Below are 26,369 nucleotides of genomic sequence, written 5' to 3'. Positions count from 1 at the left end.
CAATGAACAAGCGTATTTTAATACCTACCGATTTTTCTAAAAATGCTTTAAACGCAATTAGATATACTGTTGATTTGTACGCCAAATTAAACTGTGACTTTTATTTTTTAAATGTATTCAGTTTTGAAAAGTACACTACTAATAGCTTAAATATACCAGAAGAAGGGAGCGCCGTATATGAGCAAGCAAAAGAGGATTCTGAAAAAAACTTTGTGAAGCTATTAGATACCTTGGCCTTACACCCAGAAAACCTTAAGCATAATTATTATACCGAATCTACATCTAATTTCCTATCAGAAGCTATAAAGAAAATTATAAGTGAAAAAGACATTGATTTAGTGGCTATGGGAACAAAAGGGGCTACCGGATCTAAAGGTGTGTTATTTGGTAGTAATACTGTAATGGCAATGGAAAAAATCAGGGAATGCCCAGTGCTTGCAATACCTGAGCATGTATCATTTATGTCTCCTAAAGAAATTGTTTTTCCTACAGACTATAAAGATGTATACAAAAGATCAGAATTTAGATACCTTATAGAATTGGCTAATATGCATCATGCTGAAATTGCCATTTTACATTTAGAAAAGAATAAAGGACTTACTAAAACTCAACAGAGCAACAAGCAATTGTTATCATTAATATTAAGTGAGACCGCACACCAATTTCACACACTTACCGAAAAAAATCTAGGTAAAGGTATACAGAGCTTTGTTGAAAGTAGAGAAAGCGATATGGTGTCTTTCATAAACCGTAAACACTTCTTTTTTGGAAATGTTTTCTCTAGACCCTTAATTAAAGAGATTGGTTATGATAGTGATGTTCCCATACTAGCATTACATTAAGATGTTTTAGAATTGATACCTACAGACAAATAAAATAATCATAACATATTTTAGACATCCTTGGTTGATTGATGTCTAAAGTTAAACCGTCAAAGAATTCACTTCATAGGCGGTTTTTTTATTACAAATTTTTGCATTAAGATTTAGAGATAATAGCGATTCAACTGCCATATTTATAATTTGAAGAAAGTATTGACCTATTCTTTAATATGCATTTATATTCTTGTTTACTGTAATAGAGAACTGATAATAGTCATTTTTACAAGTTCGTGTATAAAGTATCTTCGAAAAAAATAAAACATACCTGTGCCATGAAAAAGTTTATTGTTTTGTTCTCTTTAATGTTGATGGGCTGTTCTTCTATTAGTTTAGTAGAAAACTGGAAAAACCCAGATATCGTAATATTCAATGCCAATAAGGTCCTAATTGTAGGTATGGCACAAAATGATGATACACGAGAAGATTTTGAAACCAAATTACAAAAAGAATTTACTAGTAGAGATGTAGAAGCATGGCGCAGTATAGACATTTTCGACCTTTCGCTGACCGATTCCCGTAAGACCGAAAAAGAACTAGACGATGTGGAACAAAGTCTTTTAGACAAGGATTTTGACGCTATTTTACTTACCAAAATCATAGGGTCTGAAAATCGCGAGAACTTTGTAAAATCTATCTCTAGATGGGATGACCACCAGTCTAGATTCAACGATGATTATTTAGAACATCAAGGTATTTATTACGATGACAACTACTACGACCAATATACAATTTATCATGCAGAGACTACTTTATATTGCATTTGTGAAGGTAAAGAAAGAGCTATGATATGGAGGGGAATCATCGAAATCACTGAGCCTAACAATATTGATAAGGCAATTAAAGATTACGTTAAAATGATTATCGTTGCGATGGAAGATCAAGATTTGGTTTTTACTTCTCAAGTGGAATAAGTAAATCTAGAACAACGGACTCAGTACTTTGCCAACACCTTCTTTAAGCTTTTTGCCCCAAGACCTTTTAATATATTCATCATAAAATAGCTCATTGCTTATTTTACAATCATTTAAAAAGTCTTCTTTTAAGAGCTTAGCCATTTTTTCATGATACATAATTGCATTTACCTCATAATTTTGCTCAAAGCTTCGGTCATCTAAATTTGCTGTACCTATGGAAGATATGGCGTCGTCGCTCACCATAATTTTACTATGTAGAAAGCCGTCAGGGAAAAGATATATCTTAATACCTGCTTTTAAAAACAGCTCAAAATAAGAATGTACAGACCAACTTACCACCTGGTTATCTGCCTTTTCAGAAACTAGCAACCTAACATCTACCCCACTCAATGCTGCAGTTTGCAATGCCCTTACCAATGCCTGCCCTGGTATAATATATGGGTTGGTAATATAAATATAGTTCTTGGCCATATTTATCATAGAAAAATAAATTTGCTCTAACACCGGAAAATCATCATCTGGTCCACCGGCAACAATTTGTACCAATTCATTAGTATTGGCATCTGGTTCAGCAGGAAACGGAAGTTTTATAGGTTCTAATAATTGTGTACTTACCAAGTACCAATCTGTCATAAAAACTTGATCTAGTTGTGTGGCTGAAGCACCTTTAAGCCTTAAATGCATATCGTGCCATTTACCTAGACCTACTTGACCTTTTAAATATTTATCAGAAACATTAATACCACCTGTAAAAGCAACTTTGCCATCTACAACGATGATTTTTCGGTGGTTTCTAAAATTTAAGGAATAAAAATACCTCCCAAACTTGAATGGTAGAAAAGAATATACTTCTACACCAATTTCTATAAGTTTCTTTAGATATTTCTTGCTTAAAGAAAAACTACCGATACCATCATAAATTAACCTAACAACGACTCCATGAGCAATTTTTTCCTCAAATAGTTTTAGTAATCTAGTAGCTAAGTCCCCGTCTTCAAAAATGTAATATTGAATATGTATTCTGACTTTTGCTCCTTCTAATGCCTCAAATATTGTTTCAAAGGTTGTTTTGCCGTTTTTCAGAATTTTCAGATCATTACCTGAAGTTGGTGGAAAATGAGAATTCTTATAACTAAGTGTCATCAATTTACCATACTTACCATCAAATACATTTTTCTGTTCGGCATTTGGCTTAGGTAATCTTTTGAACAAGTCTTTTTGATTCTGAATAAGTTTGTACCTTCTTCTATTTCGACCTAATAATAAATAAAGAAAAATACCACCCACAGGCAGTGCAAAAATGGTTAAAAGCCAAGCCAAACTTTTGGTTGGTTTTGCCCCATATAACAAAATCGACAATACTATAGACAATGCTAGTAATACATAAATACCAATAAAAATTGAAGTCCACATCTAATGCTTTTTAACAAATTTTTTTCAATTGTCTAATTTGTTTAAACTACAATTTAAGTATGATTAGGTTATAAAAACATGATAAATATTAGGATCCCTATAACGTGACCAGCATTATGCGCAAATTTAGACGGGTTTTCCATATCTAACAATGTAGAGAATTAAAAACAGAGCATAAAAAAACCGAGATTTTCATCTCGGTCTTTTCTAAACTATTTTAAAGCCTTTCTAAGTTTTGCTTTTTTGTTTTCAAGCCTTTTGACCGAAGTGCTCAACTTGCTTTTTACTTTTTTGATTTCACTTTTCTTAGCATTTTTCTTTTTTGCTTTCTTTAATTCGCTTTTTAGGCTTTCTACTTTTTTAGCTGATTTGGTAACTTGTTTAATCTCTGCTTTCATTCCTTACTTAATTTATATAGTGTTTAATTTAAAAACTTAGTTATAAAATTGTAGTCCGCCCTGTAATATACAACACAAAGCTAGCTAGTTTATGGTTTTTATCGTTACAACCATACCACCACAGTGTAATTTAATTTACACAAAATTAACATTAAATTTACATTGATCCAACATTTTTACTAATTTATTACTTCAAGTGAAACTAAAATCCTACAGGTTTTATAAGTTCAATCAACTTTAGATAAAGATGGCTTTGTTTATAATTTTTCAACTCTTCTACCCAAAAACATTATACTGTAACTGAATTAATTTGATAATACATTTATATGATTTGGTAAATTAATAGCTAAAAGAATATGAAGTAATGAAATTAAATTTTAAAAGAAAGCTCTAATGAAACTACTAATACAAACAGTAATGGTTCTGAACCATATCCGTTTTAAACGAAAACTCGTAACCCTACCTGTTAGCAAACCCGTACAGAGATCTGATTATTATACAAGAATACCTTAAAAATCTTAGTTATAGTTAGACTAAGCAACGTGCTTGTTAAACTAGAAAACTCTATCTAAAGATTTTAAGGTATGTGATAAATTAATGGGCTATACTTTTGCGGAAATATTATAGTTATTTCTATTATCATGTGATTGCTAATTAATCTAAAAATTACCTCGTAGCGTTGACTATAGCTTCTGCAATTTCTGGGTAAACCCATTCTAATGTGTTCCTATTGAAAAGACCAAATTCATCGGCATTACCATTGTCCCACCAAATAGGACAAATACCGCGCTCAGCGCATAACTCAGCATAATATTCTGCATGTGCTAAACGATCTGCCACGTTATTTGCAAATGTAGAGCCCCATTCCCCCATTACTACTGCCCTATCTTCGGTCTCGAACTTATCTTGAATGGTATTAAATTCTTGTGTTAACTGCTCCTTATCAGCGTCTGAACCCCAAGTTAAATCAGTACCCGCTAAAGAGAATAAATAAGGGGAATAACTATGAATAGATACAATTATATTTTCATCATTATTAGGAACTAGATAATCTTCTAAGACATTGTCACCAGTGCCTGCGGCATAAGTAGAAACCATAATTTTTCTAATTGCATTGTTGCCTCTCGTAGCACGGATTGCATCAACACCTACTTGGTGATATTGATTTACAACATCTCGACCTTCGGCAGTACCACCTTCCCATTCTTCAGGAGACCCTTCGTGGCGTGGCTCATTTAACGTTTCAAATATTACATAGTCTCCATAAGGTTTAAACCTGTTGGCTATCTGTGTCCATGTTTTTGTTAATCGTTCTTTTACAGCTGGTGCATTTTCATATGTAGGTACAATCCACTCATCATCATGATGAATATTGATGATGACATACATGTCATTACTTAAAGCAAAATTTGCTATGTTTTCTACCCTATCTAACCAATCCGATTCTAATATATAATCTGGCGCATCGCCTGTATGAAACCGCCAAGTAACAGGTAATCGTAAGGTTTTAAATCCTTTTTCAGCAACTGCATCAATCATTGCCTTTGTGGTTATAGGATTTCCCCATGCGGTTACATCTATATCTTCAGTGTCAAGAGTATTACCCAAATTCCAACCAGAGCCCATGTCCAGCACAAATTCTTTGGGCGATATATCTCGCATATCACCATTAATGACTTCACTAGGCATACCATCGTTTTCAGGGGTTTCAATACCGTCGGCACCTTCTGTCGAACTATTATTTACTTGATTTTCTGAACTTGAGCATCCTATGAAAATAGTAATACTGAAAAGAATTAAAAACGAGAAAAAATTTTTCATTTGTGGCTTCTTATCCAAAGAACAAATCGTGTGTGATTATTGCACACTTGTGACTTGTTTTTAAATTAATGAAATATAAGCAATTAAGAAATGAAATGCTATTTAAGACAAATACGTACTTTATTAAGGTTTTCTTGATTAAAGCGTGATTTAGATAACACTAATAAACCCTCGGTGCAAATAACAAAATGAAGGCTATCGCCTTCTTACTTTTTTGATTCCAATCGCTTACATAGGCAGAACAAAAGAGGATTTAGATAATCCTTATAAACCCTCGTTGCAAATGACAAAGTGAAGGCTATCGCCTTCTCACTTTTTTGATTCCAATCGCTTACAAAAACTATGTTTTTGACACTTTTGTAACCAAAAAAGTGAACCATTCACATGGTTCACTTTATCGCTTTGTCGGGATGACAGGATTTGAACCTGCGACCACTCGACCCCCAGCCGAGTGCGCTACCGGACTGCGCTACATCCCGAAAATTCAATGGAAGAAAATCTCCCTGATTTTATCTAGTTTTTCAACTGCCTAAGATTCACTGTAGTGCAGTTCGTCTTGAGCGGAGTCGAAGGGCTACATCCAGAAAATTCCGATTGCAAAAATAGAGAAGTTCTATAGATTAGAATCTATCTTTTACAAAAAATTGAAATACTATCTCAAAGAAACGATCCAGTCTATCATACGCTCACCCCAATCTTTTAAATGCTCATCATGTAAACCTAATCCGAATCCGTGACCGCCTTTTGGGTAAATATGCATCGTTGCAGAAATACCTTTATCCTTTACCGCTTTATAGAATAACAAGCTATTTTCTACGGGTACTACGGTATCATCTGTGGCATGGAGTAAAAAAGTTGGTGGTGTTTGTTCGGTAACTTGTTTTTCATTCGAAAAATACTCTACCATATCAATCATAGGGTTCTCGCCTATTAAATTATTCTTTGAACCCTGGTGTGTCACTTCGCCAAATGATATTACTGGATACCCTAACGCCATAAAATCTGGTCGTGCACTTTCTTCATCTATACCATCAATTGACTCATAAACCTTTTCATTAAAATGTGTTCCTAAGGTAGATGCTAAATGTCCGCCAGCTGAAAACCCAATTATTCCAATCTTATCAGAGTCTACATTAAATTGTTCTGCGTTAGCACGAACAAGCTTTACCGCTCTTTGAGCATCTATAAGTGGCACGTACTTTTTGTCGATCTGTGATACATCTGACGGTAAACGATATTTTACCACTATCCCAGCAATACCATTGCTGTTTAAAAATTTTGCAATATCTGTACCTTCCCAATCATAGGCTAAAATTCCATATCCGCCACCAGGAAAAATTAAAACTGCTTCTCCTGTTGCATCTCGTTTTGATGGTAAATACACCTCAATAGTAGGGACTTGAACTTTGCTAATTCGTAAAATTTCCTTTTGCTCATGTACTTCTTTTTCTAAGCTCTTTATCTGGTTAGGAATTTTATCTTTTGGCCATAATTGCATAATGGTATCTTGCGCAGCGGCATTACCCATTATAATCAGCATTAACAACAATAGTGTGTTTTTCATACGTAGTCCACTAAGGTTATTCGCAATCCCATTTAAAGTTGGCTATAGGGTCATGCGATGCTCCTTGTAAATTATAGTGCCACCACTCTGTTCTGGTAGACCAAAACCCATGTTTTTCCATGGTTTCCTTGAGTAACTTTCTGTTATCTAAAATTTCTTGAGGTAAGTCAAAATTATCATGATATGCGCGTTTACCAAAAAAATCAAAATCTGACGGCATTTTCACTTCATCACCATCTAGTGTAACCAAAGTAATATCTACTGCTCCTCCCTTATTATGAATAGAACCTTTAACTGGGTTTGCTACGTACTGCGGATTAGGTACTATTTTCCACATTTTATATTGTACAGAATTAGGTCTGTAGCAATCATAGAACTTTATTTTTACTCCGTGCTTTTTAAATTCTTCATTGGCTTTTAGCAAAGCCTTTACCGTTTTTGCCCTGGTATAGCATTCACCACAATCGTATACCTGCTCTTTCAAAAAATTATTATCTGTAGCATATCTTAAGTCATACGCAAAGCCATCGCTATAGTCTGCTAATCGCACGAATGTAGTATCTGAAACCCCTTCTAAGCTTTTAAATACAGGTTTCTCTACTTTAGGTTCTATTATGGAATCTATTACAGTTTCTAAAATTTTCTTTGTATTGGCAGTTGTACTTGTATCTTTTGTTTCTTCTTTACACCCAACACAAAACATCAAAATTGACAATATCAATACTCCTAAAAATCTAATCTTAAACATGTTCTAATTTTATTTAGGTTTCAAGATACAGATTTTTAACTATTAATTATCTGGAGGAAAAAGGACGATTGTTTCTAAAATATCTGGTTGATCATTAGAAGAATCTAAAATATTACCTAATAAACTTTGGTAAGTTCTTCCTTGAATTTCAAGGGAAATGGAATATAAATTTATTTTATCTAAAAAAAGATTTGAATATTTTTCAATAATTTCTTCTGGTAGTTTACCTACTGTATGCATTTTTTTATTTGTAGTGTTTACCGTCCAATCGGTGTAGACATAACTTCCATCTTGAAAATTTTCTTCATATTTCCAATTACTTCCTGACCTAATAAAACTTATATCTGTATCAAAACTAAAGTCATAAACAGTTTGGTTTTTCACCGAGAAAGTAGGTTTTTCCAAAATTCTAATTTGCTCTAAAGGCAGTTGACTTTTTTCATAATATCGATAAGCATATCCGCTATTCATGGTAAGATGAAAAGAAGTTGTATAATAGTCAAAACCTGGAATATAACCAATTCGGGACATTTCAGGTGAATTAAAATCAAGCTCAACTACCATTTCAAATTTATTGCCAAATTCACTCTTAGTTTCGAAACCTCTAGATACACTAAACAAGTATGAATTCTCAGGCAATTGTGTTTCCAAAGTACTTGTGAAATTCTGATAATCATTATAGTCTAAAACTAATTGATCAGTTGTTTCATCAACTTCGAAAAAAATATATTTCTGACTTCCTTCATTATCTCCAATATAATATAAATAATTATTGTTGGGGGTAAGTTCAATATTTTCGAGGATTATTTCATCTGAGTCAATTGGATTGTAATTTGCGGTCACCACACGTTGTTCGCCATAAATATTATATTTCTTTACACCAGGAATATTCGTTACGGTAATTGAATAGGGTTTACTTTTAGAACTATTAATTTCTAGCTTTTTGTTATTATAATCACTTTTCAAGTTATCCATTGCACTATTAAATTCAAAATCAGAATGGGTTGCAAAACTCCAGTCCATACCGATAGGAATATCGGTATAAGTTTGTAATCTGTTAATAGTCGAATTATTATTCTGAGATAATGTAAGTGAAGTTATTACTAAACTCTCAGTTGCAATAAGAGTAGTATCAAGAGCGGTAAACACTAAAATATCGTCTTTTTCATAAGCTTGATAATCTAATAACTTCCCATTTTGATTGTGAATAACCAACCAATTGTCTGATTCCGAAGTTTCAATATAAGAATTAGGCTTATAGGTAAAATATGTTATTTCATTTGACAACTCTAATTCAGGACTTATTTGATTTGTCTCTTCAATTTTGTCACAATTTGTAAAAATCAATATTAATAGAATCGATATATATTTAATTATTTTCATCTTTGAAATATTGATTTTTTATTTAATATTAATCCATTATGATTTTTCGAAGGATTAAAAATACCCAAATGGATTCATTGATAAAGAATAACGTAGTATGCATGATAACTATTGTAACCACAAGATTCTTACTTCAATAATTATATTATAATCTTTTGAAGAAATAACAAAACAGAGCTAACCTAAATAACTATATTAGAATTATTAAAAATGTGAATTCTACTTATTCTTTCTACTACTTGCTATTGTTTTTTTAGTATGTTTTTCTAAAAAATAGATAAATAAAAAAACCTCCTATTCAATTAAAAATAGAAGGTTTTGCATTCAAGTTGGTAGTTGGTTTACTTCAAGGTTTTTAAATACGTCAGGCTCTTTGGAACTTGGGTCACCACATTTTTAGATTCATCTTCTATAAACATGTATTCAATACCTAATTTTTTAGCCTCTGCAACTATGCCTGCAATATCTATTTGTCCTGTTCCCAAGACAACATTGGTATCATCTTCTTCATGACCGGTATTATTACCTTCAATACCTTTTTCCATATCCTTTAAATGTAACAGCGTAATTTTCTTAGGATATTTCTTCATTAACGCCAACGGATCTGCACCACCATGTTGCGCCCAGAATACATCTAGTTCAAAAGTAAAGTCTTTAGCATTCTGTGCCATATAGTCAAACAATGTTCCATTTTTATAAGGTCTAAATTCATACCCATGCGGGTGATACGCCAATACGAGTCCGTTCTGTTTTAAAATCTTGCCAGCTTTATTGAAGACTTCCGTGGCATGTTTGGTTTCTTCTAGATCCCATTTGTTATCATCATGAGGTACCCATGCACACATTACATATTTAGCTCCAAAATCTTTGGCATTTTCTATGACCTTGTCTACATCATTCTCCAAGTCATCGAACCCAGCACCTACACTCACTACCTCTAGATCACTTTCATCTATTAAAGCTTTAAAATCTTCCAATGGCATATCATAGGTTTCGCCACCTTCAATTTTGGTTATTCCCCACTCATTAATCAATCCTAGGGTATTAGAAACATCAATTTTAAATTGATTTCTAAGGCTATATAACTGTAAACCTACCTCTTGGGCTTGCGCTAAAAAACCACTACCCAAAAGGATAGTGGCAATCATTATTTTTTTTATCATCATTTATCAATTACGTAAGTAAATTTCCTTCGTCATCCCACTCTGCCTTAACATTACGCTGACTTTGGTCTACGCACTTGGCTATCCATTCTGGGTCATAAGCAACACCGTGTTGGTCTAATACATCTTGCGGCACACCATCCCAAACGTTTGGTGAATTTCCCTTATAACCTAAATCCGCAATACCAACTTTAGAAGTATAGTAACCTGTAACGGTTAAACCACGCATGGTATAGAAAAATTGAATTTCTAATGGTTGCTCGCTTAAAGGTTTCTCTGTATCATGCCAGCAAATTTCATCGCAAATCTGTTTTTTCTGCTCTAAGGTAGCCGACTTAAATTCAGTACCAAATTCAGTATTGCTCTTATGATCCAACCACATTAAGCCTCCTAATAGTATAGGAGCCATTTCTGGAATATCTTTACCCATAAATTCTACTAGCGCTGGCACTTCAGCCTCTATAGGACCACCATGTGGCTCTTTTGGAGGTAATATCACTACACTTAAAGCTGCAATAGTTTCCATCTCATGCTCGTTGAACAATTGCTCTGCATTTAACTTTTCTATACGTTCTAATTCTGCCGGTGTTCTGCCAAAATACTTTTCACTACTAGCTACTATATCTTGATCTACAGATTCGCCATTTTCAGTCTTACATGAATTGAAGACTAGCCCAGATGTTGCCGCAGCACCACCGAGTATTAAAGTTTGTAAACTCTTTCTTCTATCCATCATTTAAATATTTTGTGCCTTTAATTGTTCAATGATATAATCTGATGCTCTCCAAGAAAGCGCCATAATCGTCCAAGTACAGTTCTTATCCGCTTGAGAAACAAAAACCCCTGCATCTACTATAAATACATTGTCCGCATCATGTAACTGTTGAAACTTATTGGTAACCGATGTTTTAGGATCATCTCCCATTCTAGTAGTACCAACCTCGTGAATAATCTCACCTGGTTTGTTTAATCCGTAATCTTTATCCTTACCTGGTTTTTCACCTAAATAATGACCACCCATATTATGAATAATCTCTTCAAAGGTATCTTGCATGTGCTTCGCCTGATTTACCTCGTATTCTGAATGTTTATAGTTAAAATTCAAAACAGGAATACCAAATTGATCTACGGTCGTAGGGTCAATTTCACAGTAATTGTCCTTATAAGCAATCGCTTCGCCACGACCACCAAATCCTATTACAGAACCGTAGTATTTCTTTACATCATCACGTAAGCTATCTCCATATCCTCCAGATTTTAATCCGAAGTATTGGTTCATGGCATTCGGGTCCCAACCAAAACCGTAGTTTGGCTGACCCATACCACCCCAAACTTCTATGTGATATCCTCTGGGGAAATTTAATTTAGAATTATCTCCCCACCATGGTGAGTACACGTGCATACCACCTACACCATCTTCATTATATGAAGTTTTTCTGTTCATTAACCCAGGTATTACGCCCGATGCACTTGATCCTGTTGAATCATGTAAATACCTACCAACAAGGTTGCTACTATTTCCTAATCCGTTAGGGTGTTGCTTACTTTTAGAGTTTAAAAGTATACGTGCAGAACTACATGCAGATGCAGCCAGCACGACCACTTTACCTCTTAGTGTATATTCTTTTCTATCTTCTTTGTTAATGTACGATACACCTGTAGCCTTACCTTCTTCGTTGGTAAGAACCTCACGTACCATTGAATTCACAAATAGTTTTACTTGACCTCCACTCTTTTGAGCGGGAAAGATCAAACAACTACCTGCTGAGAAATCAGCATATATCTGACATGATCTGCTACATTGCCCGCAATAAAAGCAAACCCCACGATCTTCGTTAATTCTTTTGGTCAACATTGAAAGTCTCCCGGGAATTACCGGTATGTTCGACTTCTTTGCGCCATTGATATAAAACAGTTCGTGTAATCTTGGTTTCGGGGGAGGAAGAAAGAATCCGTCAGGATCGTTTTCTCTACCTTCATTGGTGCCAAAAACACCAATTAACTTGTCTAATTTATCGTAATATGGTTTTACATCTTCGTATCCTATTGGCCAGTCATCTCCATGACCATCACGCGATTTTCCTTTAAAGTCTTTTGGTCCGAAACGTAACGAAATACGCCCCCAGTGATTTGTTCGTCCTCCAAGCATTCTTGCTCGCCACCACTTAAATTCAGTGCCTTCTGCATGCGTATATGGCTCTCCTTCTACTTCCCAATCTCCCCAAGACATATCCCATTCACCAAAGGCACGGGTTGTTCCTGCTCCTCTTCTTGGCGAATCATATGGTTGTTTTAGTTGGGTCATGGTTTTTGGGTCGGCAGGGTCAAAAAACGGACCGGCCTCTACAACTGCTACGTTTAAGCCTGCATCTGCCAATTGTTTGGTAGCCATACCACCACCAGCTCCTGAACCTACGATGATTACATCAAAGATTTCTGAGGATTCTTTTATTTGCATAATTTGAGATTAGTTGATGATTACAATTTAATTCTTTATTAAAATAAGAGCCTTGTTTTTAGCTGAATAACATGCGTTACTGGACGGACGGATATTTTTTAAGCACCATAGTCCATTTTTTAGCAATTTGGTTATTCACTAACAAAGGTTGAAGCAGGCAATCCAGCAGCATTGAACAAAGTTCCTATGTCGGTACTTTTAAAAGCATATCTTACACCTGTCGGATTTTTCACTTCTTTTGAGCTTAATATTACTTCTTCGTTTTTCAATTTTGCCTTTGCAGGAAACCATTCTCCGGCTGCATTTGAAACTTCAAAAAATGTTATTTTCTTTCCTTTATTATATAATCCGTCCGCGTTGCTGAAGCTCACTTTTAACTGATTACCGTCTAATTCAAATGATTTGTAAAGCGGACCATAAACTTCTTGATCTTGTAATAATCCGTAGTGATTTTTCAATGCGATATTCGCCAATCGTAAGCCTACATCTTGCTTGTTCAATGGATGAATATCTTCTGTGGTACAAATATCACTAGTCATCGCCATTCCTATATTTTTCAATGCTAAAGTTCTTCGTTGCTGGTCGCGTACCATACCACCCGCAAACTCTTGGTCATACTTAAATGGCGCAATTTGCACGTAATAAAACGGAAAATCGTCATTCCATTCTGCTCGCCAAGATGTAATCATTTTACTAAAAAGTTCATGGTAGCTTTCTGCGTTTGCTGTATTGGCTTCCCCTTGATACCAAAGAACGCCCGCTATTTTAAACTTGGTTAAAGGTGCCGTCATTCCATTATATAATGTAGATTTCTCAACAGTTACCCATTTATTTGTCTCGACCTTTTTATGTGCTTCAACCAATTCTGGGTGTGCTTTGAAAACATTGTCTGGTGTCCATACCTCAGCGCTTGATGCGCCCCATGCGTTATCTATTAATCCTATGGGAATATTTAATTCTTTTTGAACTTTTCTCGCAAAGAAATAGGCGACCGCACTAAAGTCTTGCATGGTTTCAGGTGAACAAGCTACCCAAGTTCCCGCTACATCTTCTTGAGGATATTTAGCGGTTCTCTTGGCAACCGTGAACAATCGGATATTGGGGTAATTGGCATGATCGACTTCAAAATCTCTATTTGCAATTTTACTGTTTGCACTCCATTCCATATTACTTTGTCCAGAACAAAGCCACACCTCACCTATTAAAACATCTTTCAAAGTAATTTCATTGCTTTTCCCTTTAAAGATTATTTGAAATGGCCCGCCTGCTTCAGGTGTTTTTACTGTAATCTTCCATTTTGCATCATTGCCAGTTTTGACGTCAACAATCTTATTGTTCCAACTTGTATAAATCGTAAATTCTTCATTAGGATCTGCCCAACCATACAAGAACACATCGGTTTCGCGTTGCAATACCATTTCATTAGAGAATATTTTAGGAAGTGTAATTTCAGCTTTGGCAAAAGTTGTCATCACCAAGCACAGCAACATCAAGGTATAGCGCAAATTCATGTAGTCATTAAGATTTTGATTTAAATATACTTAAATAAGACACACGTTAACAAATTCACAATCAATCAATGCTGTTTTTAAAGTATTCGCTATATTAACTACATTATTCGTCTTGTTTGTAATCTACTTAAACTCAACTTGTCATGCCTAACCAGCCAACATTACTAAAACGTCGAAATTTTATTAAAGCTGCTTCGGCATCTTTACTATTTACTTCTTTACCCGCCTTCGGATTCAAATTTTTCGCGAACGAAAAGCAAAAAAAAGTAGCACTTATTGGCACTGGTTGGTATGGCACTGGAGATTTATTACGTCTTATTCAAGTAGCGAATGTAGAGGTGATTGCGCTGTGCGATGTTGACACCAATCAATTAAATACTGCGGCACATTTAGTTTCTGAGCGGCAAAAAAATGGTAAAAAACCAAAACTTTTTTCTGATTATAGAGCTATGCTGAAAAGCAATCAATTAGATATTGTTCTTATTGGCACACCTGATCATTGGCATGCCTTAACGTGTATTGAAGCACTTAAATCTGGAGCTCATGTGTATGTTCAAAAACCCATAAGTGTTGATGTTATGGAAGGTGAGGCTATAGTCGCTGCCGCTAGAAAATTCAACAGAGTTGTACAGGTGGGTACTCAAAGAAAAAGCACACCGCATTTAATAGAAGCTAAAAAGAAAATCATTGATACGGGTTTACTTGGAAAGATAGGGCATGTAGATATGTGCTGCTATTATCACATGCGTGCAAATGGGAATCCGCCTGAGCAAGAAGTACCAGATTTCTTTGATTATGATATGTGGACAGGTCCCGCACCTATTAGACCTTATGATGGTCTACCACATAAAAGATGGTGGCGTACATTTCGTGAGTACGGAAACGGAATTACAGGTGATATGTGTGTGCACATGCTAGATACCGTTCGTTGGATGCTAGATTTAGGATGGCCCAAACGTATTAGCTCTGAAGGTGGAATATTTGTTCAGAAGGATGGTAAATCTAACATCTCTGACACACAATCTGCAGTGTTTGAATATGACGGACTTAACTGTAATTGGCAACATAGAACATGGGGAAACCCTGATGATCCGGAATATCCTTGGGCATTTAAAATCTATGGAGAAAAAGGTGTTCTAAAAGGTGATGTAATGAAGGCTGAATTTGTACCCGTAGATGGTAGTGAATCTATTCGTTTTGATGTTCTTTATGAAAAAGAGAAATACCCTGAAGACTTATCTGAAAAAGACATTGAATTACATGCCGCACCCGCAACTCGTAGGCATATGATAGATTTCTTAAATGCGATTAAGAACAATACAAAACCCGTTGCCGATATTGAAAACGGACACATTTCTACCGCTAGCTGTATTTTGGCAAATTTATCGATGGATTTAAAAAGACCTTTAGCGTATGACCCACAAAGTAGAACGGTAATAAACGACCCAGAAGCTACTGCATTATTGCAACGAGACTATCGTGGACAATGGGAACACCCACACCCAGACACGGTGTAAATTATTGTAATTTTTTGGTGGAATCCCTTACCAGCAAGCTCGTCTTCACAACTTTAGTCTCGTAAGGCAAACCAGGATTTTTAATTCTGTTTATCAGTAGTTTAGCTGTTTGCTCGCCTATATATTTACCATGCTGACTTACCATTGTAAGTGACGGAGTTACGTATTTAGATAACTGTCCGTTTGTAAAACCAATGATCGAAATATCATTTGGCACGTTATATCCTCTTGCCTTTACCACTTCTAAAACTTGAACAGCAATGAGTTCATCTATACCTATAATCCCATCTATGGTTTTATAATTCAGTAAAAATGACATCAATAAATCTAAATCATCTTTAACTGTCAAATTAATAACCAACTTAGGATCAAACGGAATATCTAATTCTTCTAACGCTTTCTTATACCCTAGCAATCTTAATTTACCAACGCTTGAACTAGATATAGGGTTAACGACCGCTATATTTTTACAGCCAATATTTATTAAATACTTAGTAATTTTATAGCCTGCTTCAAGATCATCTACAACTACTTTATCGCACTGCACATTTTCTGAAACCCTATCAAAAAGCACTACAGGAATATCATTATTGATTACATCTATTAGTGCTTCATGCGTGTCTTCATTCTGGCTTTCTTCCGCTAGAGACATAATAACACCATCTACCGTACCGGCATCAAAAAATTCTAGCGTCTTTGTTTCTTTTGCTTTAGACTCGTTACTAATGCAACTTATAATATTATAGCCACTTTCATTTGCCACTTTCTCTATACCATATAGCACCTGAACAAAAAAGTAATTTAAAATATTGGGCACAACAACACCAATGGTCTTTGTGCTTTTGTTCAATAGATTAAGTGCCAACCTATTAGGCTTATAATGCTTTTCTTTTGCGTATGCCTGAATTTTTACCTTTAGGTCATTGCTAATCTCATGACTATCATTTATCGCTTTTGAAACGGTAGAGATAGAAACGCCAAAATGCCCGGCAATATCCTTTAAGGTTACTTTTTTCATAATTTATACTGCAAAATAACAGATTTAAATTGACATTTAAATTATGTAGAAAAAGCAAAATGTCCCTGAGGTAAAAACCTAGGGACATTTTGATTCCTTTTAGATAAACTCCAATACCCAAAAAGCTACGATACCTAAAGGGATAAAATAATTATATGTATTGATTAATGATGTTCTCAAACAACTCTTGCTTACCACTCTGCAATTCCAACTCACCATTTTCTTTGGCAATATTGTAAAGATCTTTCATATTTAACTTACCGGTTTCAAAATCTTTTCCTTTACCAGAATCAAAAGAACTGTATCTGTTTTCACGTAACTTGTTATATGAAGACGATTCAATAATTTTATCTGCAGTGATCAAAGCTCTTGCAAAAGTATCAGCACCACCAATATGTGCGTGGAAAACGTCTTCCAAATCCGTACTGTTTCTTCTTATCTTGGCGTCGAAGTTTACTCCGCCACCTTGCAATCCACCAGCTGCTAAGAATACCAACATGGCTTCTGTCGTTTCTTGAATGTTATTTGGGAACTGATCGGTATCCCATCCATTTTGATAATCACCACGGTTCGCATCCATACTACCTAGCATACCAGCTTTTGCCGCTACTGCTATTTCATGCTGAAAAGTATGCTGTGCCAATGTTGCATGATTTACTTCAATATTCATTTTAAAATCGTTCTCCAAACCATATTCTTTCAAGAACCCAATTGCGGTGGCACAATCAAAATCATACTGATGTTTCATTGGCTCCATAGGTTTTGGCTCAATAAAGAAATTGCCTTTGAACCCTTGGCTACGGGCATAATCTCTTGCCATAGTCAAGAATTGACCCATGTGATCGACTTCGCGACCCAAATCCGTGTTCAACAAAGACATATAACCTTCTCTACCGCCCCAGAAAACATAATTCTCACCACCTAAGGCTATGGTTGCATCTAAGGCCAATTTAATTTGACCACCTGCTCTTGCCAATACATTAAAATCAGGATTGGTAGCAGCACCGTTCATATATCTTGGGTTTGAGAAACAGTTTGCCGTACCCCAAAGTAATTTCTTACCAGATTCTTTTTGTTTTTCTTTTAAGTAGTCAGTGATCGCTGCCAACCTCTTTTCAGATTCTGCAAAAGTTGGTGCTTCTTGAATTAAATCGAAATCATGAAAACAGTAGTAATCAAATCCTATTTTATCAAAGAATTCAAAAGCAGCATCTGCCTTATCTTTTGCTGCTTGTATGGCATCAGAGGATTTATCCCATTCAAAACTCTGTGTACCTGGACCAAATGGATCTGAACCTTGACCACAGAACGTATGCCAGTATGCCGTTGAAAACTTAAAGTGATCACGCATGGTTTTACCTGCCACTACTTGATCCGGATTATAGTATTTAAAGGCTAAAGGATTGTCAGATTCCTTTCCTTCAAATTTAATTTTGTCTATTCCTTTAAAATATTCCTTGTTTGCCATTATGTTGATTTTATAAGTTGTTCAATATTAATTCCAATTCATTTTTCCAAGTTGCATATGCTTCTTGGTATGCCGATTTATCTTTCTTCGGACTAAAAGTCATTACATAATCATTATCTAAAATTGCCTTACCGAATGCTTCAAAATCACCTTTATAGAGATTCGCAGCTCTTGCCGCACCAATTGCCCCTGTAGTATCATAAATTTCAATATCATACCCAATTAAGGTTGCCACAGTATTCGAAAAAATTTCTGAACGAAAAAGATTGTCGTTACCGGCACGCATAACATTCACTTTTATACCGTCTGACTCCATGATTTCCATACCGTAGACAAATGAAAAAGCAATGCCTTCTAATGCAGAACGACACAAATGACCTTTACCGTGATTATTTAAATTTAGGTTGAGAATTCTTGTACCAACATCTTTGCTTTTCAACATTCTTTCAGCACCATTACCAAACGGAATCATAGTTACACCATCTGAGCCAATTGGCACTTCATTTGCCAATGCATTCATCTCTTCATAAGATGCAACGTTAAGATTATTCAATAACCATCTGTATTGAATACCCGCTCCATTAATACAAAGTAGTTTACCAATTCTGGCTGGTTTACCAGGTGAATAATTTACGTGTGCAAAGTTGTTTACACGAGAGCTTTCTTTTACTGAAAGATTATCTGTCACGGCATATACGACACCCGATGTACCACCAGTAGCAGCAACTTCTCCAGGATTAAAAACATTTAATGTCAATGCGTTATTTGGCTGATCGCCTGCTCTATATAATATGGGTGTACCCGTTGATAATCCACTTTCTTTTGCCCCTTTTTCATTTACTTTAGATTGTACTGAAAAAGTATCTACGATATCAGGAATCATTTCCTTATCCAAACCATACTCATCTAATACCAAATCAGCAATTTCATCCTTTTTAAAATCCCAAAAAATACCTTCTGATAAACCAGATACGGTTGTATTTACCACACCAGATAATTTATAGGCGATGTAATCTCCAGGAAGCATCATCTTATAAATCTGCGCGTAGATTTCAGGTTCATTTTCTTTGACCCATTTTAATTTAGAAGCTGTAAAGTTTGAAGGGGAATTTAGAAGATGTGTATCGCAAGTTTCTGCACCTATTTCTTCATAGGCTGTTTGACCAATGCCTACTGCCCTACTATCACACCAAATTATAGATTTTCTTAGGGCATTTCCTTCTTTATCAATAAGCACTAGACCGTGCATTTGATATGATATTCCGATACCAGATATATCAGATTTGCTAATATTTTCTTGTACACATAATTTCTCGATACCGCTACAAACGTAGCGCCACCAATCTTCTGGACTTTGTTCCGCCCAGCCATTTTTTACAGCTTCCATAGACATTTCTGTCTCTGGCTCTGTAACTACTCCAACACTTTTTCCCGTTGAAGCATTTACCAAAGCAATCTTAATAGATGAACTTCCGATATCTAATCCTAAATGGTACATAAATACTATAAATTGGTTTGCTGTAATAAGTTAAACCAAAAATAGGTACTATACCGACCATTCGATATTTGTACTACGAAAAAGTATCGTCGATCAAATTATTAAAAATATAATGATTTTAAATACAATTCATAATAAACTGAATTTCAGATACTTGAACCTATTCTAAAAATCAATTTATTTTCGAAAAGGTTTTCGTACTAGGCTAGAAATCAATGGGTAGCAATTCGAACTTTAATACTGTTCTAATTGATTTTGAAGCTGCTCTAACTTTGAAAGTGCTTCAGATTTTGAATTTACATCTAGCTTCAAATAAATATTCTGAATGTGAAAATTAACCGCACTGGGCGTTACAAATAACTTTTGCGCAATCATTTTATAAGTTGCTCCTTGACATAGAAAGTCTACAATCTGATTTTCTCTTTCCGAGAAAAACGCAAATGTCTTTCTATGAAAATTGCTAATGATTTTCTTAACGATATCATTGCTCATAGCGGCACCTTCAGTTTCTATGCTACGTAAAGCATGTTCTAATTTATCTAAAGTCAATGGTTTTGTCAAATAACCGTTTGCTCCTTTCTTGAATGCATTTTTAATAATGTCAAAATCATTGATTTCACTGAACATGATGATTTTTACTTCCCAGTCTTTTTTCTTGAAAAGCTTAATGGCATCTACCCCATTCATATCTTCCAATTCAATTTCCGATAGAACAATATGGGGTTTGGTAAACTTGTAATCTTTAATAGCATTTTTGGCAGATGTATAACTGCCTACCACTTCATAACCATCAATATCTTCGAAATGATTTTTATAAACAGAATGTAATGTGATATCTTTTTCTAATACAATTATTCTAATATTTGAATTTTTCATGATTTCCATAGTTTTTGAAGCTATCGTTCAAAATAAGAACAATAACCAACGTTAGTTTTGAGTAATCTCAAGAACCTATTAAAAGGTTTGAATAACCAAACAATAGCTATGTTTTATAAACCAATAGTGTATGCTACAAGTTCATTTTTACATTAAAAATCGACAAAGGTCGCCTAGAAGAACAGTCAAAAATAGACCGCTTGTCGCTATTGTTCAATTAAAATATTAAGTCATAAACGAATAATCGTCAATGAGTTAATTCATTAAACCGAGGCGTTTGCCAAACTTTGAATCATTGAGATTTCGGAGTTCTAAAATGATAGAAATCTTGTGAAGAAAAAAATGTGTTTTGAAACCGGAATTTAGTAGGATAAATTCTTTCATGGTTGGGGGGATTTGGGGTTATACAATTGGGTTTGAATCTTTTGGTGATCGAAAGATATATATTAAAATAATATACCCGTTGAAAACATCAGAATTTTCGTTCAAATGCACCATTTAACAATACAAAACGGTCATTCATCGATTGTTAACCCTTAGTTTAACCGAAAAATAACCTCTTAAAATAAAAATAAAATAAAGGAGGGGCCCCAGTTATCCCCCCGGACAACACCCCTCCTTTTATTAACAATTCAAATCAACCATATAACCGTAAAGGCTTATAGATTTTTAATAAATTACTCTATGCTTATATCATCATCTTCAAAAGTATTAGATGCCGTAGCTGTTGTTTCGCTTACTTGCATGATCCATTTCTCTTGATTGTATTTTCCATTTAAATTTGTGCTTGCAGCCATTTGCGCATCGTTTTTGTAATCGTAGTCTGCCAAATACACATAATACAAGCCGTTTTCTTTATTGTAAAATTGTTTAGGATCTAATCCTTTTTCACGTAATTCTTTCATGAAAGCATTCATATACTTTGTTTGGCTGTATACATTTGCAATTACATAGTAACCAGAATTCATATCTATTACATTAGCATCTACCAACATCTTTACCGGTAACTCTTTAAAATTATCTCTTGTGGATGGAAATTCTTTAAAATTCGCTCTTCTAGATGAAGTTGATGTAGTATTCGATACCACAGATGAAGCTTTCGGTGTTTCTGCCGCGAATGCATTTGCAGGTTCTGTAACAAAATCGATGGCATCGTCATTTAAATTATTAGAAGCATAAGATGTGTTTTCTTCTGCGCTAAAATCTTGTAAAGAGCTCTTTATAGTCGTATCAATATCATTACGTAACATTCTAACAATTAACTCGAATCGTTCTTCAAATGCCGCAATTCTTTCATTTTCAATAGAATCTTGACGTAAGATCAACTCATCTAAAATAATTTTGTTCTCATAGGCCAAGCTGCTTTCTGAAACTGGAGCAGATAAGTTAGAAGTTGCTTCTTGTCTCTTACGACCAGATTTTCTGGCATTATCACGTTCTTCAATTAAATGAGCTATCTGCTCTTCATAATTACGTACTATATTATCTATTTGATTGTCTGATGAATTATCGGCGACCGAGATAGCCAAATCATCATCTTTGAATTTATAGGCTAAAGTAATTTCATGATTCCAACCTAAATTGGCATCTTCATTCGATAAGTCTTTCTCCATTAAATACCCTAAAGACATTTTCTCACTAAGGTTAAAACCAACACCTGCCGCTACACCATACTCTTCATCTATCGTAGTTTGCAACCACCCGTAGTTTGGCATGTCTAGTAATAAAGAACCAAAGTAATACAGACTACCATCATAATTCTGACCTACTTGCCCCATTGGCATTAGTCGGGCATTTTCAAATAGTCCTCTTGAGTGTTCAAATGAGTGTGTATATTGTACCGATGCCTTTACACTCTTGGTAGACAATTCGGTTAAAAATTCGTTTGTTGTTTGGTTGTATTTAAAAAGGTCTTCTGCATAGAACCCAAAATCGAACTTACCTAAAGACAAGTTCATACCCGGTTGTATGGCAATTTTACTTTCTTTACGTGCATCTGCCAATTGTGGATCGTCTTCACTTACTACAATTCTATTTTTATCTAAACCTTGATTAAAATAGGTGACATTGGTACCGAAGGTCAAGACAGATTTCTCTCCTAAACGCACAGATGATGCGTAGTTGGCATTGAATCCGAATTCTTGCACAACGCCAGACCACTGACTGTAAACACCAATACCTACTGCGGTATGGTCATTTAACTTGTTGCTGAACCCTAGAAAATAGTTTTGGCTATTATCATCGAAGGTTGCATATTGATTTCTATGTAGAATGTTTAAATATGATTTGTTCTCACGTACCAAAGAGAACGTTGGGTTTATAAAAAACCTGTTGAAGAATAATTGGTTGTGGTACGTACTGCTTGATCCTAAATTTGCATTGGTTTCTTGACCTTTTACTGTTTGGACAAGAGCCAATAAGAATAAAGCAATAAGAAAACTATTGATTTTATAAGGACTTTCCATAACGATTGATTTTGTGATTAGATTTGAATTGGGGAAATGAATTGGGGGAAATGAATAATGGGTGGTTATTCATCTTCGAAAACAGAACTTGAATATTGCGTTCGTCTATCTGAGTTAAAGGCTTCTAAGAAGCGATCATCCCTATACTTATCATTTATAGGCTTATCACTTAAATTGAAAGCTACATTTTGGGTGTACTTACCTTGTGCTATTCTATTAGATACTACATAGCCAGAACCATCGCTTTGTAAAAGATTTACCGAATATTCATCGTAAGAACTGTTTATAGTATTACCCATGTTTACGGCAAGACCAACACTACGTTGCCCTACTTCTACCATGAAGACATCTAAACCACCGTAACCATCCCTACCGTCTGATGCAAAAACCAGACTACCATTAGAAACAGGATTTGGAAGAACATCATTCTTTGCTGTATTTACTTTTGAACCCAAGTTTTTAGCTTGACCTAACATGCCGTTTTTTTGAATAGTCGCTACATAAATATCATACTCGCCAAAAGTACCTGGCATATTAGACGCGAAGAACAAACGAGTACCATCTGGTGATATCGCCGGATGCTTTGCCGAATAATCACCCGGGCATACCGCAACTTCGGTGATTTTTTTCCACTCACCATTAACTTTATCGGCTTTGTAAATTTTGTGTATTTCTTTCTTTTTTGAGAACATACCGGTTGTAGGTTTTCGGTATGTGGTTTTACTGTAGTAGGCTGTGTTACCTCCATTTGTCAATGCTACCGGTGGGGCATATTCACCAGTAGTCTTTACAGGAACTGCCCTGTTAGAAGCATACTCTTTGGTAGTGCCTTGATTGTCCCAAGGTAAAAAATTACTTCTATTATTAGAGGTAAGACGAGATGGCACAACGTTTCGTGTCATTTTGTAATCGTCTTTAACTAACTCTGTCCAGTTTTCATCTGCTAACTCATTCTGAACTTCTTTACCTAACTGAGATACGGCATGGTCAAATCTTTTCTGATAACTTCTTTTTAAAGTACCATCTTCAGAGATTTCCATTAATCTACCATACCAGTATAATGCATTTGCATATTTCTTGGTCAGGAAATTAGCATTACCTAAATCTTCGAAAATCTCTACATCAGAAAAACCAAGATTCTTAAGTTTATTATAATTTTCTGTACGGTTTGTGACTTGCTCAACCTTTCTCTGTTGAAAACTCGTACTGTTGTCATTGTAGGCCAAATCTTGGCCGTAACCCATGGTTGCCATACAAGCAAACAAAAGGCTAATTTTAATTGAATTGTTCATGTTACTAGATTTTGGGGATTAATACTCCAAAGGTCTTATAACTCATTCAATCGGTTATTAATAAAAATTCATAGGTTTTTAAAAATTTACTAAACAATTAAATCAAAAAATCCATTTAATTATTTAATAATCAGATATTTACGAAAATTATTAGCTTATTTTCTAACCTGTTTATTTTTTCTTTTATCTGAAATGTAGGTATAACCTAAATATGCCAATTGTAAGCCTACCGCTGCCATTTTCAATTTTCTACTTCTTACTAATAATTTTGCTACTCCAAATAGTGGTGATAATCCCATAATCTTTTTTTTATTGTTCTCGACCAAATTAATAGCAGATGCCTTTTCAGCTTAACTCAATCCCTAAAAATGATATACCAATACACTAAACAACCCCAATGTTTACGGTATTTGGCTGTTTATTGTATAGAGCAAAAGCGATATTTTTTATAGCTAAGTATAACGGTTATATACACGTAACTTAGTAAAAGAAAATTTGTTTAACCATAGACCATGGGGTCTAGTAAAATTTAATATATGAACACCGATATAAAAAAAATCGAAGAACATTTAAAAGATTTAATCAGTAAAAACGAAGATGCAATCAAAGGATTTGAAAAGGCATCGGAGAATTCAAAGGATGTAGGAATCAAAAGTTATTTCGAAAAAAAGATTATAGATCGTATGCAATTTTTAAAAGAACTAAGAGCATCGGTACCAGAGTTAGAATTAGGTAGTGTACAGATTGAAGGAAGTGCAGCAGGAACATTACATAGAACTTGGATGGACATTAAAGCATTTTTTGCAGAAGATAATGATGAAGCCATGCTAGAAGAAGCCATTAGAGGCGATAAAGCGGCTATAAACGATTATGACAATGCACTAACAGAGGTTATGATGCCACATAGATTAAAGGAAATCATTAGAGCACAAAAAGAACAATTACAAAATGCTTTGGAAACTACTGAAGTATTGGAAGATTACAGATAGTAAATCTTTAATCAATTAAAAAAGCCCTTGCAAATTGCAAGGGCTTTTTTGTTGCCATTAAAACTTGTTATTTCTTAACTCTATTAGATTGTTCGGCACATTTCTTTTTTAACCAATTTTTATAAAATTTTTTACCAAAATAAAGTATTAATGCTTTTTTCATAATAGCGTATTAATATGTTTTCATTTTATCTTTTCTCTTCTTCAGTTGTCTTTCTAATTCACTTACTGATTCTATAACCGATTCTTCAAAGTTCTCATTACTGGCTTCAGCGAAAATTCTTGGTCCTGGTACACTTAAACGTATATTACAAATCATGCCAGTTTCATCAGATGATGTATTTTCTTGTTTAAGAAAAACATCTGCCCTAATAATGTCATTGAATTTTGTATGAAGTTTGGTCAACTTCTCTTCTGCAAAACTTTCTAATCTTTGACTAGCGGTTACGCCGTCATATTCATATATAATATCCATATCTTTTATTTTAATCTAAAAATCGAGGCTTAACTCCAAGGAGTTTTGCCCCGATATTTTAATATTCTTAATTCTAAAATCTCAATTACTTAATAACGTGTGGTCTACTTATCTACGTTTACCATCCACCCTATTCCAAACCGATCCGTACATCTACCAAAATGTCCCCATTCTCGTTCTCTAAACTCGTGATGTATCTGACCGCCACTAGACAAGTCTTCAAATAACTGTTTACCCTCATCCAAGCTATTGGTATCAACACTCATATTAATCTGGTTTCCATTATTCAATGGCGTATCTGGTGCAGCATCGTATGCCATAAAATGCACACCCTTGCCTTTTAATTCTGCGTGTTGTAATTTTTGGCGAAAAGATGACGGTACATCTATTTTCTTATCCTCGTATGTTTGTTTATTTTTAATATCTGCATCGAATAGATTTCCGTAGAAATTCAATGCTTCTTGACAATTGCCGTTGAAGGCTAAATATGCTTGTGTTTTCATGATTATTATTTTTA

At 34.7% G+C, this 26,369-nt stretch carries 23 protein-coding genes and 1 tRNA gene; 4 read left to right on the top strand and 20 right to left on the bottom strand.

The window, feature by feature from the left end; genetic code table 11:
• The first annotated feature begins 2 nt into the window (after nt 1-2).
• Both SJY30_RS02230 and SJY30_RS02225 read left to right on the top strand, forming a co-directional pair.
• Nucleotides 3-842 (top strand): universal stress protein, encoded by an 840-nt coding sequence (locus tag SJY30_RS02230; RefSeq protein WP_396633992.1) that lies wholly within the window; start codon nt 3-5, stop codon nt 840-842.
• Between the two features lie 311 nt (nt 843-1,153).
• Entirely contained in the window at nt 1,154-1,792 is a 639-nt protein-coding gene (locus tag SJY30_RS02225; protein WP_396633991.1) for a hypothetical protein, read from the top strand.
• A 6-nt stretch (nt 1,793-1,798) separates the two neighbouring features.
• Here the strand turns inward: SJY30_RS02225 and cls are convergent, their stop codons facing one another.
• From cls to SJY30_RS02170, 11 genes are all read right to left on the bottom strand, one after another.
• A complete protein-coding gene (gene cls / locus SJY30_RS02220; RefSeq protein ID WP_396633990.1) occupies nt 1,799-3,208 on the bottom strand; it encodes a cardiolipin synthase in 1,410 nt (469 codons plus the stop codon).
• 212 nt (nt 3,209-3,420) lie between these two features.
• Nucleotides 3,421-3,606: a hypothetical protein gene (locus tag SJY30_RS02215; protein ID WP_396633989.1), complete on the bottom strand. Its 186-nt coding sequence runs from the start codon at nt 3,604-3,606 to the stop codon at nt 3,421-3,423.
• Between the two features lie 666 nt (nt 3,607-4,272).
• A complete protein-coding gene (locus SJY30_RS02210) occupies nt 4,273-5,427 on the bottom strand; it encodes a glycoside hydrolase family 5 protein (RefSeq protein ID WP_396633988.1) in 1,155 nt (384 codons plus the stop codon).
• A gap of 405 nt (nt 5,428-5,832) precedes the next feature.
• Nucleotides 5,833-5,906 (bottom strand) — tRNA-Pro (locus SJY30_RS02205).
• A 173-nt stretch (nt 5,907-6,079) separates the two neighbouring features.
• Nucleotides 6,080-6,991, bottom strand: a complete 912-nt coding sequence (locus SJY30_RS02200; RefSeq protein WP_396633987.1) for an alpha/beta hydrolase — start codon at nt 6,989-6,991, stop codon at nt 6,080-6,082.
• A 16-nt stretch (nt 6,992-7,007) separates the two neighbouring features.
• The gene (locus SJY30_RS02195; RefSeq protein ID WP_396633986.1) at nt 7,008-7,739 is read right to left on the bottom strand and encodes a M15 family metallopeptidase; all 732 of its coding nucleotides are present in this window, start codon (nt 7,737-7,739) and stop codon (nt 7,008-7,010) included.
• A 42-nt stretch (nt 7,740-7,781) separates the two neighbouring features.
• Nucleotides 7,782-9,122: a hypothetical protein gene (locus SJY30_RS02190; RefSeq protein ID WP_396633985.1), complete on the bottom strand. Its 1,341-nt coding sequence runs from the start codon at nt 9,120-9,122 to the stop codon at nt 7,782-7,784.
• 341 nt (nt 9,123-9,463) lie between these two features.
• Complete coding sequence (locus SJY30_RS02185; RefSeq protein ID WP_396633984.1) at nt 9,464-10,288, bottom strand: sugar phosphate isomerase/epimerase family protein; 825 nt, start codon at nt 10,286-10,288, stop codon at nt 9,464-9,466.
• 7 nt (nt 10,289-10,295) lie between these two features.
• Nucleotides 10,296-11,018 carry a gluconate 2-dehydrogenase subunit 3 family protein gene (locus SJY30_RS02180; RefSeq protein WP_396633983.1) on the bottom strand — a complete coding sequence of 241 codons (723 nt, stop codon included), beginning with the start codon at nt 11,016-11,018 and terminating at the stop codon, nt 10,296-10,298.
• A gap of 3 nt (nt 11,019-11,021) precedes the next feature.
• On the bottom strand, nt 11,022-12,743 hold the full coding sequence (locus SJY30_RS02175) for a GMC family oxidoreductase (RefSeq protein ID WP_396633982.1): 1,722 nt from the start codon (nt 12,741-12,743) through the stop codon (nt 11,022-11,024).
• Between the two features lie 131 nt (nt 12,744-12,874).
• A complete protein-coding gene (locus SJY30_RS02170) occupies nt 12,875-14,254 on the bottom strand; it encodes a sialate O-acetylesterase (protein ID WP_396633981.1) in 1,380 nt (459 codons plus the stop codon).
• A 143-nt stretch (nt 14,255-14,397) separates the two neighbouring features.
• Here SJY30_RS02170 and SJY30_RS02165 point away from each other — a divergent pair, with 143 nt between their 5' ends.
• The gene (locus SJY30_RS02165) at nt 14,398-15,771 is read left to right on the top strand and encodes a Gfo/Idh/MocA family protein (protein ID WP_396633980.1); all 1,374 of its coding nucleotides are present in this window, start codon (nt 14,398-14,400) and stop codon (nt 15,769-15,771) included.
• A 1-nt stretch (nt 15,772) separates the two neighbouring features.
• Here SJY30_RS02165 and SJY30_RS02160 read toward each other — a convergent pair whose 3' ends face one another.
• The 7 genes from SJY30_RS02160 to SJY30_RS02130 form a co-directional block, all read right to left on the bottom strand.
• Nucleotides 15,773-16,789 carry a LacI family DNA-binding transcriptional regulator gene (locus SJY30_RS02160; RefSeq protein ID WP_396633979.1) on the bottom strand — a complete coding sequence of 339 codons (1,017 nt, stop codon included), beginning with the start codon at nt 16,787-16,789 and terminating at the stop codon, nt 15,773-15,775.
• Nucleotides 16,790-16,940: 151 nt separating this feature from the next.
• Complete coding sequence (gene xylA / locus SJY30_RS02155; RefSeq protein WP_396633978.1) at nt 16,941-18,257, bottom strand: xylose isomerase; 1,317 nt, start codon at nt 18,255-18,257, stop codon at nt 16,941-16,943.
• Between the two features lie 10 nt (nt 18,258-18,267).
• Nucleotides 18,268-19,755 (bottom strand): xylulokinase, encoded by a 1,488-nt coding sequence (locus SJY30_RS02150; RefSeq protein ID WP_396633977.1) that lies wholly within the window; start codon nt 19,753-19,755, stop codon nt 18,268-18,270.
• 234 nt (nt 19,756-19,989) lie between these two features.
• Nucleotides 19,990-20,631, bottom strand: a complete 642-nt coding sequence (locus SJY30_RS02145) for a response regulator (protein WP_396633976.1) — start codon at nt 20,629-20,631, stop codon at nt 19,990-19,992.
• A 677-nt stretch (nt 20,632-21,308) separates the two neighbouring features.
• Nucleotides 21,309-23,096 (bottom strand): PorP/SprF family type IX secretion system membrane protein, encoded by a 1,788-nt coding sequence (locus tag SJY30_RS02140; RefSeq protein WP_396633975.1) that lies wholly within the window; start codon nt 23,094-23,096, stop codon nt 21,309-21,311.
• 65 nt (nt 23,097-23,161) lie between these two features.
• Nucleotides 23,162-24,388: a TolB family protein gene (locus tag SJY30_RS02135; RefSeq protein WP_396633974.1), complete on the bottom strand. Its 1,227-nt coding sequence runs from the start codon at nt 24,386-24,388 to the stop codon at nt 23,162-23,164.
• Nucleotides 24,389-24,543: 155 nt separating this feature from the next.
• The gene (locus SJY30_RS02130) at nt 24,544-24,687 is read right to left on the bottom strand and encodes a hypothetical protein (protein ID WP_157486566.1); all 144 of its coding nucleotides are present in this window, start codon (nt 24,685-24,687) and stop codon (nt 24,544-24,546) included.
• A gap of 237 nt (nt 24,688-24,924) precedes the next feature.
• On the opposite strand from SJY30_RS02130, the gene SJY30_RS02125 reads away from it, so the two are divergent.
• Nucleotides 24,925-25,377 carry a PA2169 family four-helix-bundle protein gene (locus tag SJY30_RS02125; RefSeq protein ID WP_396633973.1) on the top strand — a complete coding sequence of 151 codons (453 nt, stop codon included), beginning with the start codon at nt 24,925-24,927 and terminating at the stop codon, nt 25,375-25,377.
• Between the two features lie 172 nt (nt 25,378-25,549).
• On the opposite strand, the gene hpf is transcribed toward SJY30_RS02125, so the two are convergent.
• Together hpf and SJY30_RS02115 are read right to left on the bottom strand one after the other, a co-directional pair.
• The gene (gene hpf, locus SJY30_RS02120; RefSeq protein ID WP_396633972.1) at nt 25,550-25,852 is read right to left on the bottom strand and encodes a ribosome hibernation-promoting factor, HPF/YfiA family; all 303 of its coding nucleotides are present in this window, start codon (nt 25,850-25,852) and stop codon (nt 25,550-25,552) included.
• A 104-nt stretch (nt 25,853-25,956) separates the two neighbouring features.
• Nucleotides 25,957-26,355 (bottom strand): VOC family protein, encoded by a 399-nt coding sequence (locus tag SJY30_RS02115; protein ID WP_396633971.1) that lies wholly within the window; start codon nt 26,353-26,355, stop codon nt 25,957-25,959.
• Nucleotides 26,356-26,369: the final 14 nt, after the last annotated feature.

Source organism: Maribacter sp. R86514 (assembly GCF_044597005.1).
GTDB lineage: Bacteria > Bacteroidota > Bacteroidia > Flavobacteriales > Flavobacteriaceae > Maribacter.
Note: the sequence above shows the minus strand (reverse complement) of the source record. Positions and strands in the feature narration are given on the sequence as shown.

Bases quoted from the DNA above. Each gene is read 5' to 3' on its own strand.
- SJY30_RS02230 (WP_396633992.1), top strand. From the start codon at position 3: ATGAACAAGCGTATTTTAATACCTACCGATTTTTCTAAAAATGCTTTA.
- SJY30_RS02225 (WP_396633991.1), top strand. From the start codon at position 1,154: ATGAAAAAGTTTATTGTTTTGTTCTCTTTAATGTTGATGGGCTGTTCT.
- cls (WP_396633990.1), bottom strand. From the start codon at position 3,208: ATGTGGACTTCAATTTTTATTGGTATTTATGTATTACTAGCATTGTCT.
- SJY30_RS02215 (WP_396633989.1), bottom strand. From the start codon at position 3,606: ATGAAAGCAGAGATTAAACAAGTTACCAAATCAGCTAAAAAAGTAGAA.
- SJY30_RS02210 (WP_396633988.1), bottom strand. From the start codon at position 5,427: ATGAAAAATTTTTTCTCGTTTTTAATTCTTTTCAGTATTACTATTTTC.
- SJY30_RS02200 (WP_396633987.1), bottom strand. From the start codon at position 6,991: ATGAAAAACACACTATTGTTGTTAATGCTGATTATAATGGGTAATGCC.
- SJY30_RS02195 (WP_396633986.1), bottom strand. From the start codon at position 7,739: ATGTTTAAGATTAGATTTTTAGGAGTATTGATATTGTCAATTTTGATG.
- SJY30_RS02190 (WP_396633985.1), bottom strand. From the start codon at position 9,122: ATGAAAATAATTAAATATATATCGATTCTATTAATATTGATTTTTACA.
- SJY30_RS02185 (WP_396633984.1), bottom strand. From the start codon at position 10,288: ATGATGATAAAAAAAATAATGATTGCCACTATCCTTTTGGGTAGTGGT.
- SJY30_RS02180 (WP_396633983.1), bottom strand. From the start codon at position 11,018: ATGGATAGAAGAAAGAGTTTACAAACTTTAATACTCGGTGGTGCTGCG.
- SJY30_RS02175 (WP_396633982.1), bottom strand. From the start codon at position 12,743: ATGCAAATAAAAGAATCCTCAGAAATCTTTGATGTAATCATCGTAGGT.
- SJY30_RS02170 (WP_396633981.1), bottom strand. From the start codon at position 14,254: ATGAATTTGCGCTATACCTTGATGTTGCTGTGCTTGGTGATGACAACT.
- SJY30_RS02165 (WP_396633980.1), top strand. From the start codon at position 14,398: ATGCCTAACCAGCCAACATTACTAAAACGTCGAAATTTTATTAAAGCT.
- SJY30_RS02160 (WP_396633979.1), bottom strand. From the start codon at position 16,789: ATGAAAAAAGTAACCTTAAAGGATATTGCCGGGCATTTTGGCGTTTCT.
- xylA (WP_396633978.1), bottom strand. From the start codon at position 18,257: ATGGCAAACAAGGAATATTTTAAAGGAATAGACAAAATTAAATTTGAA.
- SJY30_RS02150 (WP_396633977.1), bottom strand. From the start codon at position 19,755: ATGTACCATTTAGGATTAGATATCGGAAGTTCATCTATTAAGATTGCT.
- SJY30_RS02145 (WP_396633976.1), bottom strand. From the start codon at position 20,631: ATGAAAAATTCAAATATTAGAATAATTGTATTAGAAAAAGATATCACA.
- SJY30_RS02140 (WP_396633975.1), bottom strand. From the start codon at position 23,096: ATGGAAAGTCCTTATAAAATCAATAGTTTTCTTATTGCTTTATTCTTA.
- SJY30_RS02135 (WP_396633974.1), bottom strand. From the start codon at position 24,388: ATGAACAATTCAATTAAAATTAGCCTTTTGTTTGCTTGTATGGCAACC.
- SJY30_RS02130 (WP_157486566.1), bottom strand. From the start codon at position 24,687: ATGGGATTATCACCACTATTTGGAGTAGCAAAATTATTAGTAAGAAGT.
- SJY30_RS02125 (WP_396633973.1), top strand. From the start codon at position 24,925: ATGAACACCGATATAAAAAAAATCGAAGAACATTTAAAAGATTTAATC.
- hpf (WP_396633972.1), bottom strand. From the start codon at position 25,852: ATGGATATTATATATGAATATGACGGCGTAACCGCTAGTCAAAGATTA.
- SJY30_RS02115 (WP_396633971.1), bottom strand. From the start codon at position 26,355: ATGAAAACACAAGCATATTTAGCCTTCAACGGCAATTGTCAAGAAGCA.